The organism is Yokenella regensburgei (assembly GCF_051486985.1).
In the GTDB taxonomy this organism is placed as follows: Bacteria; Pseudomonadota; Gammaproteobacteria; order Enterobacterales; family Enterobacteriaceae; genus CBFFRJ01.
The window spans coordinates 1-7,446 of sequence record NZ_JAHVDV010000059.1 but is presented as its reverse complement, the minus strand read 5'-3'; the positions used below and the strand labels follow the sequence as shown (position 1 = coordinate 7,446).

Genomic DNA, 7,446 nt, shown 5'->3' with positions numbered 1-7,446 from the left:
GGTATCGAGCGCATGGGCAGGTCAGGGTTTTGGCGGGGTGCAGATCCCGCGCGTGGGCGATGAAGTGGTGGTGGACTTTATCAACGGCGACCCGGACAGACCCATCGTCACCGGACGCGTCTATAACGAAGCAAGTATGCCGCCCTGGGAATTACCCGGTGACGCCACCCGAATGGGATTTATGACCCGCAGTAAAGACGGCAACATGGATAATGCCAGCTTTCTCTTTTTTGAAGATAATCCGGGCAATGAGTCCGTGCAGATGCACTCGGAAAAAGACATGGTGGTGTCGGTTGAGAACGACAAAACGGTGACCATTGACGGTAACCGCACGACCACCATCAAGAAAAAGCAGACGGATACGGTTTTGCAGGACGCCACCTTTACCTATAAACAGAAACGCACTACCACCGTAGACAATGTTGAAACCAAGAATTTCAATAACAGCGAAATAATCACCATTAAGAATGGGCGTAGGCTTGAAATTAAGAATGACGGCGATCAGAGCACCATTAAAGGGAACAGAATATTAACCCTTGATGGTAATAATCAACGCACCATTACCGGCAGTGATAAAACCCATATCGAAGGTAAACACGATAAAACGATTGATGCCGGAGAAACCATCACTATTACTTCAGGTGGGCAAACCCAGACCATTACTGATAACGTCAACGTCGATATCAGCGGTGAGTGGACGCAATACGTGGACGGAAAAATCATGATCCAGTCCCCAGGTCAAATTACTATTAAAAGCGGCACTAAAGTGTTTATTGATTCGCCCGTCTTTGAACGCAACGATGTTCAGAAAACGAGTTTCGCGCAGGACGTGGTGGATTACCTTATTAAACAGTTTACTTTCTCAGTGGGAACGGTCGCGATCAAAAGCAGCAGCTACGCCTTTACCGCGGTTGATGTCTCGCATAAAGGGTTCACCTTTGGTCACACCATTGTGAATGCGCAACGTGTTGAAGCTGCTCGCGTGGAGAGCGGAAGCCTTAAAACGGCGCTTTTCGCCCTCTGTATGGTCATGTAAGCCAAGGAACAAGCATGTCTCTTTTTAATGTAGTGAATATTGTTGTGACGTTGTCTTTATCCGCCATCATTATCTATTTTGCCCACCGCGTTGTGCGCAATTCTCAGGAGAGAGAGCAGACGGTTCTTGAGCAGGGTAGTGATGTCAATATTACGATATTGACGATGAAACAGAATGGCCTGTTCATTAACAACAATCCCGTTATTGATATGTCGTTGCGGGTTGAGGATGTTAAAAACCAAAAAAGCTGGCTGGTTGAAAAACATCAGGAAACCGCCTGGTTAATTGCCGTCGCCTCCTATCAGGTCGGCGAGGTATATTACGGTAAAGTTGAAAATAAAACGGGAAAAATTGTTTTCGTTAAAGATGGTAGCGGCAGGCCGGTGCAGGTCGGGCAACCCTCTGTAGCGTTAAAAAATTAAAGACGTAAACGGGAGAATCACTCCGGGCAACCGGTAGCGGCCTGCGCCCCAAAGCGTATGCCCGCCTGTTGCCCTAACGATCAGAAACAACTCGGAAAAAGACATGGTGTTGTCGGTGGAGAACGATGAACGGAGACTATTGATGGTAACCGCACGACCACCATCAAGAAAAAGCAGACGGATGATGTGACGTGTGATGCGACATTCATTATCGTAAAAAGCGGGCAACCCCTGTCGAAGATATTGACACACGGGTGTTAAACAATGGCTTAAAAACAACGATAAAGAATGGGCGTCAGTTGGATATCACGACGATAAGCGCAGATTCTCGTTCTTGGTAGAGATGTAACTATTACCATTATGCCAATGAAACAGAGCGGGTTATTTATCAATAGCAGCCCGGTCAACGGGATGTCGTTACGATTAGAGGAACCGGGTAATGGTAAAAGCTGGATTGTTGAAAAACACGATGAAACCGCCTGGTTAATTGCCGTTGCCTCGTACAATATTGGTAATATTTATCAGGGAGAGATAGATGAAAAAAATAATATTACTGTCGTTAAAGACCCTGGGGGTAAACCTTTATTAACCCAGTAATAATGGCTGATTCCTGAAAGGTGATGCTATGAACTTTTTGGAGCGTTATTGGTATTGACTTCCTCTGCAAATGACTGTGCTGATAGCGGGCATCTTCTATCTGAGTTTTCGAAATAACCTCATCCCCGATATGAACGATGTCTTCACCCAGGCTACGGTCAGGAAAAAGGGAATGGGTGCGAATGTCGATATTATCGTCGCCCGCCCATCCCAAGCGTATGGCGTGATATGACAGGCCGCTCATTCTGAGTGATAAAGGAAATAGCCGATGAAGATAGTGAAGCCCTTGCGACTGAGTGTGCTCAATCGTCCTTTTCGCTGGCAGGGAAAAAATCATCTTGGTGTCTCGGTACTCGCGTTGGCTGATATGGGGGCAAACCCTAAACTGCGCCCCGAGATGGAGCTCTGGCAACTTGCCGCCCGTGAACTGCACACCAGTGGCGGCGTGATTGATATGGCCATTCCGAAAACCCGCGCTGAGTTTCTGGCGACAGGCCATGTTTATACCCATCATCAGCAAGATAAAACGACGGCCATCGCGCGTATCGACATTGAGGCGCTCAGTAAATCACTGGTGGTATCCGGCGACCGTTACTGGGTGGACAATAAAATGACCGCGCCGCAACCCTGGAAGGAGATGCGTCTGGACTGGTCGCGCGCTTACGGTGGGGAAGGCTTTGAGGACAATCCTCACGGCGTCGGTTTTCGACCGGAAATACATCAGGGTCATGAGTTTCGCCGATTGCCCAACATAGAGCCCCTGTCAGGTCGTATCACGTCAACGCATCAGAAACCGGAGCCCACAAGTTTTGGGCCGCTCGATATGACCTGGCCTCGCCGTTTCAAAAAAATGGGCAACAAATACGACGCGAGCTGGTTGCAGAATGAGTTTCCGGGCTTTTCCCGTGACATCGACTGGACGGTATTTAATGCTGCCAGCCCCGACCAGTGGTGGGATGACAAAGACGCATTACCGCAAAATGCGCACTGGCGCATCTGGAACATGCATCCGGAAAAACCGATACAGGAAGGCACGCTGCCGCCCTGGCAGGCACGCTGCTTTATCCAGCGCCAACGGGCGGAAGAAATCCTTTTCGAAGAGATTACGCTCAGAGCGACCACCGTCTGGTTTTTTCCCCATCTGGAACAGATGCTGCTTATCTGGCAGGGGCATATTCGCATCAACGAAGATGATGCCGCGGATGTGTTGCAACTCATCCCCGCGCTGGAAAAGTACGGCGCAGCCCGTTCATCTCATCACTACCGCAAGGTCCTGAATCAGCGTCTTGATAAAGAAAAAGGGGCGCTCTTTGCATTCAGGGAAAAGGACTTGCTTCCCGAGGATGCCATTGGCCCCTGGCTGGACAACGAGGTGGCGCAGTCGTCCAGCGCGATGCAGGACAACATGAAAAATCGGGAGCGGCTGCTAAAAGAACAACATCGCGCCAGACTTGAAGAAAGCGGGGGAGATGTCAACGCATTAATGGAAGAACTTGCCGAGCCGCCAATGCCGACACTCGAAGAACTGCCGGAATTCATGGAGAAAATGGAGCGTCAGGCGCAGGAGATGCAAGAGCAAGCGGAGGCACACAAGAAAGAAGCCGCCGCGAAATATCCGCAAATGAACAGTGAAGATAATCTGCCACGTGGCCCGGAATCCCTGCATCAGATGCAGGACATGCTCTACCGCGAAAGCAACACGATGAGCGAGAAAAAGCGCGAGCAGGCATGCGAGATGCTGCATCAAATGTATCGACTGGCTGTCCAGACGCAGCCTCCGGCGCTGCGTCTTAAAGGCGATCTGGCGGTGATTATTCGTCAACGTGCACAACGAACGCTGGCACTCGGCGGGGATTTTACCGGCATGGATCTGACCGGTGCTGACTTCTCCGGGATGGATCTGCGCGGTGCGAATTTCCGCAAAGCATTACTGGAAAGCGTCGACTTTCGCCATTCAAAACTGGACGGTGTCTGTTTTGAGGGGGCCGTGCTGGCGCGCGCGGAATTTGAAAAAACCTCGATGCAGGGTTGTGATTTTTCCGAGGCAAGCATGTCACTGGCGCAGTGTGTACAAAGCGACTTCAGCGGCGCGCGTTTTAAAGATACCCAGTTGCAGAACACATATTTTGCGGACTGTATTTTCGATAAGGCTCACATCGACGGACTGCTTCTGCGTGAAACCGGGTTAAGCCGTTGTCGTTTTCACATGGCGAAACTCGATAACTGCATATTCATGGAACTGACGCTTGCGGAACCCGATTTTCGTGGTGCAACGCTACAAAAATGTGCCTTTATGCAATCGAAACTGGTCGCAGCAAACTTCCATTCGGCTACGCTCGACAGCTGTTCATTTGTACAAACACAGGCGGAACAGGCCTGTTTCAGCCATGCCACCTGTATAACCACGGCGGTGGCTTCGGAAAGCGACTTTACGGGTGCGGATTTCAGCTACGCCACGCTCAGACAATGCAATTTGCGACAAACGCCGCTCATCGGGGCGCAATTCGGCCAGGCGAAACTGGACAACAGTGATTTCAGCGAGGCGAATTGCGCATCCTGCCATTTCGTGGGGGCCAATCTGATGGGCAGCCTTTTTGTTCGCACTGATTTGCGAAACGTTGATTTTACTGATGCCAATTTGATGGGGGCCATCCTGCAAAAGAGCCAGCTTGGCGGGGCCATCTTCCCGGGGGCGAATCTGTTTCGCGCGGATCTCTCGCAGTCTTTTACCAGCGATACGACACGGTTTGACGGTGCCTGGACGAAGCGCATCAAAACGCTGCCCAAACGGGATGGAGAGGTGATATGACAATGCTGACAGCCGCTGAACTGCAGCAGCGCGTAAAAAGTGGCGAAACACTCAGTGACCTTACTCTGGACGGGCTGGATTTACAGGGATGCGATCTCTCCGGGGGCATTTTTCAGGATATCTCGTTTTGCCACGTCAACCTGCGACATGCCAATCTGAAAGAGGCGGTCTTTACGGAGTGCCTGTTTAAGCATGCCGATTTGCGAGAGGCGAGACTGGAACAGACGCTCTTTATCCAGTGTGAGATGGGCAATATCGATGCCACTAAGACCGTGCTTAACGAGTGCATCTTCAACAAATGTTCGTTAACCGCCAGCCGCTTCGCCGGTGGAGAAATACAGGCGACCCAGTTTTTAAGCTGTGAAGTAGAGAACAGCCAGTTTGATGCCGCGAAAATCGAGCGCAGTGTGTTCTTCGAATCAAATCTTAACAATGCGCGTTTTACCGCATGCCCAACTTTGCTGACCACATTCTACGCCAGCGATCTTCGTGCGACTGAATTTGAACGGGCGACATTTGAACGTGCCGTCTTTTTTAACTGCGATCAGCGTGGGAAGAACTATTCCCGTCAGGGATTTACCGGCTGCCAGTTTACCGATAACCAACTTGATGAAGTCAATTTCGATGGCGCGCAGTTAACGCAGTGCAACTTCAAGGGCGCATCCCTTAAAGGCGCAAATATGAATCAGGTCAATGCCAGTCAGGCACTGTTTATGGAAGCCAATCTGACGGAAGCACGGTGTCAGGGTAGCGTCTTTGATCAGGCTATTTTTGTGGGGGCGATACTGGAAAAGGCAGATTTCAGTCAGAGTCGACTCTTTCAAAGCATTCTGCAGAACAGCCACGCCACCGGCACGCATTTTACGTTGTGTAACCTGACTTACAGTGATTTTTCATACGCGAATCTGGACGGGGCAGATTTTCGTGGCGCCACCTTCTCGCGCACCCGCATGCACCGTGCCCAACTGGATAACGCCCGTCTGAGCGGACGACAGGGCATTCTGGACTATGACGAAGAATTGTTAGCTGCGGAAGCATGGAGCTTACAGCGCCAGAGTCGTCAATGATGAGGAGTAAAAGATGAACAAAATAAACCATTCACTGGCGCATTCACTTGTGCCGTCAGCCCAGGCATCGGGCATTGTCACCCAAGGTTTTGCTGATGGCAGTCTGATGGTTGAGAGTGAAGGGCGTGGCTGGCATTGCCGTCGTGCCGTGAGCTGCGTAATTGCGCCACAGGTTGGGGACACTGTGTTGATTGCCGGTGTCGACAATCAAATCTGGTTGCTGGCGGTCCTGGAAAGAGTCAGTGCAGAAGCCTGCGAACTTAGCGTGCCGGGGGATCTTTTGATTCGCAGTGAAGGGGAGCTCAGTCTGCGCGGCGCGGCCCTGAAAGTGAGCGCAGCGCAGGGCGATTGCCATATCAGTGAGATGAAATACAGTGGTGACAAACTCTCCGCCTGGGTCAGTTTGTCCCGCATTGTCGGCAAACGGGCAGAATCGGTATGGCAGACCGTAACGCAAATCAGCCATAACCTGTTTCGCACCACCCGGCAGACGGAGCAGGTGCGTGCCGGGCAACTGGATATCAAAGCCGAGGATTATGCGCGACTGCATGCGCACAACACGGTTATCACCTCCAAAGCGATAACCAAAATCGATTCTGAACAGATCCACATGGGATGAGGAACGACGATGTTTGCTAATTGCCAGCTTTTCGGGGTAGACCTGGCGTTTCCTGATGTTTGCCTGACGCCGATGCCAGCGCCAGTGCCTGTTCCTTATCCGGATGTTGCCCTGGGGCCAACGGCCATTCCTAATGCCCTCAACATCCTGTTTATGGGGATGCCTGCACACAACATGGCGACGGTCACACCGCTTACCGTTGGCGATAATCCGGGCGTGGCCACGGGCGTCGCGTCCGGCACGGTGATGGGGCCGTCGCGGCATTTAACCGGCGCGTTTACCGTCCTGCTCAAGGGCACACCCGCGACGCGACTGACCAGTATCAGTCTGCAAAACTCTACGAATGCTATTGGGATGCGCATTGTCCCCAGTCAGTTCAAGGTGTTACTGCTGGCACCCTAAAGGAGGCAACACCTGCAGTACCCTTTACTGTAACAAACGATCTCTGGCGTCTTATTAACCCTGTATTCACTTCTGCGTGCATTTGTATTTTCATGACGAAACGGAATGAACTTTATGCTTAACCGTATTACCGTACAGCTTCCGGTTGAGGGGCTGCTTTTCTGGAAACTCTCCGGGCGGGAAGCCCTGTCAGAGCCGTTTGCGCTGGAGCTGACGCTGCTTGGCACTGATGCGCGCCTGGACAGGAGCCAGCTACTGGGCAAACCTGCCACTGTTACTATTCCTACGCAAAACCTTCTTTCGCCCCGTTTTCTTAACGGGAAAATCACCCGTGTGGCGGTGAGCGCCGTGGAGCTTTCCGGCACCCGCTATGCGGTGTACCAGCTTACCGTTGAACCGGACCTGTGGCCGATGAAGCGTGACCGCAATCTGCGCATTTTCCAGGGTCAGACGGCGGTGCAGATAGTGAAAACGCTGCTGGGTGAATATCAGGT

At 51.6% G+C, this 7,446-nt stretch carries 8 protein-coding genes; all 8 read left to right on the top strand.

Features of this window, described 5'->3' with window-relative positions:
- Positions 1 to 1,036: type VI secretion system Vgr family protein (locus KXR87_RS22995; RefSeq protein WP_437434508.1), on the top strand; the 1,036-nt coding region annotated here is incomplete at its 5' end.
- Positions 1,037 to 1,050: 14 nt separating this feature from the next.
- Positions 1,051 to 1,458 (top strand): hypothetical protein, encoded by a 408-nt coding sequence (locus tag KXR87_RS22990; protein ID WP_437434507.1) that lies wholly within the window; start codon positions 1,051 to 1,053, stop codon positions 1,456 to 1,458.
- Between the two features lie 360 nt (positions 1,459 to 1,818).
- Entirely contained in the window at positions 1,819 to 2,055 is a 237-nt protein-coding gene (locus KXR87_RS22985; protein WP_437434506.1) for a hypothetical protein, read from the top strand.
- Between the two features lie 268 nt (positions 2,056 to 2,323).
- A complete protein-coding gene (locus KXR87_RS22980) occupies positions 2,324 to 4,864 on the top strand; it encodes a DUF2169 family type VI secretion system accessory protein (RefSeq protein WP_437434505.1) in 2,541 nt (846 codons plus the stop codon).
- Complete coding sequence (locus KXR87_RS22975) at positions 4,861 to 5,931, top strand: pentapeptide repeat-containing protein (RefSeq protein ID WP_437434504.1); 1,071 nt, start codon at positions 4,861 to 4,863, stop codon at positions 5,929 to 5,931. Before KXR87_RS22980 ends, KXR87_RS22975 begins: the two co-directional genes overlap by 4 nt.
- Positions 5,932 to 5,944: 13 nt before the next feature.
- Positions 5,945 to 6,550 (top strand): DUF3540 domain-containing protein, encoded by a 606-nt coding sequence (locus tag KXR87_RS22970; protein WP_437434503.1) that lies wholly within the window; start codon positions 5,945 to 5,947, stop codon positions 6,548 to 6,550.
- Between the two features lie 9 nt (positions 6,551 to 6,559).
- On the top strand, positions 6,560 to 6,952 hold the full coding sequence (locus tag KXR87_RS22965; protein WP_437434502.1) for a DUF4150 domain-containing protein: 393 nt from the start codon (positions 6,560 to 6,562) through the stop codon (positions 6,950 to 6,952).
- Between the two features lie 114 nt (positions 6,953 to 7,066).
- Positions 7,067 to 7,446, top strand: a 380-nt coding sequence (locus KXR87_RS22960; protein ID WP_437434501.1) for a contractile injection system protein, VgrG/Pvc8 family, incomplete at its 3' end; no start/stop codon positions are given.